The 1,097-nt window shown below is 57.2% G+C and carries 1 protein-coding gene; it reads right to left on the reverse strand.

Annotated elements, in window-relative coordinates; all coding sequences use genetic code 11:
* Positions 1-31: 31 nt before the first annotated feature.
* Positions 32-1,048, reverse strand: coding sequence for an IS30 family transposase (locus ACQ4WS_RS25445; protein WP_436479726.1), 1,017 nt, complete (start codon positions 1,046-1,048; stop codon positions 32-34).
* Positions 1,049-1,097: the final 49 nt, after the last annotated feature.

The raw sequence follows: 1,097 nt of genomic DNA on the forward strand, positions 1-1,097 counted from the left end.
GGCGGTTTCAAAGAGCAAGCGCAACACTGGGTTAATTAACAGTGGTTGTTGGTGCTTGTAGCAACGTGATGTGCTGAGTATAAACGACGAGTGGCGATTCATAATTGAGGCGGGCACGCGGTCTGGTATTGAGTGAGAGCGCGATGGCGTCGAGCTCGTCCTGGGAGTAAATCGACAGGTCCGAACCCTTGGGCATATATTGACGTAGCAGGCCATTGGTGTTCTCGTTGGAACCGCGTTGCCAAGGGCTGTGCGGGTCGGCGAAATAGATCTGGACGCCGGTGCGTTCGGTCAGTATTTTATGGGCATACATCTCGCGGCCTTGGTCGTACGTCATGGTCTTGCGCATGGCCGCTGGTTCGCGGTTTAGAACGGCTGAGAAGCTGTCCACGACGGCCTTGGTAGTGGCGTTATCCATCTTTGCCAAGACCACGAATCCGGTGGTGCGTTCGACCAGAGTGCCAACCGATGACCGGTTGCCAGCGCCTTTGATCAAGTCGCCCTCCCAGTGCCCCGGAATGAGGCGATCTTCGATCTCTGGAGGCCGGATATGGATGCTTTGCATGTCGGGAATCTGGTGGCGGCGGTCGGTGCCGCGACTGCGTGGTTTGCGTACTTGATTGTGGTGGCGCAGGCAGGCGATCAGCTCACGCTTGAGTTCACCACGTGGATGCAAATAGATGGCGTTGTAGATGGTCTCGTGGGACACAGATTTCTCAGGGTTGTCGGGCCACAGGGCGCGCAGTTTGCGGGCAATCTGCTGTGGTGACCAGAGCAGACTGAGTTGGTGTCGAACGACTTTAAACAGCACGCTATCGACGTCCAGTTTGGCCACACGCCGCACTGCGAATCGGCGGGCCTGGCTTTGCAGATGGGCCGCGTTGGCGTCGTAGGTGACCGCTCCGCTGGTGCGTTTCAGTTCGCGGCCGATGGTGCTCGCGGAACGGCAAAGGCGTTTAGCAATGGACCGGATGGAGCACTGGTCATCGCGCATGGTCATGACCACGGCCCTCTCTTGGGTAGTTAAATGTTTATAGCTGTTCGACATGCCGACACCTTACAGGACAAAGGTGTTGCACTTGGTTCTTGAGAACGCC

The sequence above is a fragment of the Janthinobacterium leeuwenhoeki genome, from assembly GCF_051380795.1.
Classification (GTDB): Bacteria; Pseudomonadota; Gammaproteobacteria; order Burkholderiales; family Burkholderiaceae_D; genus Janthinobacterium.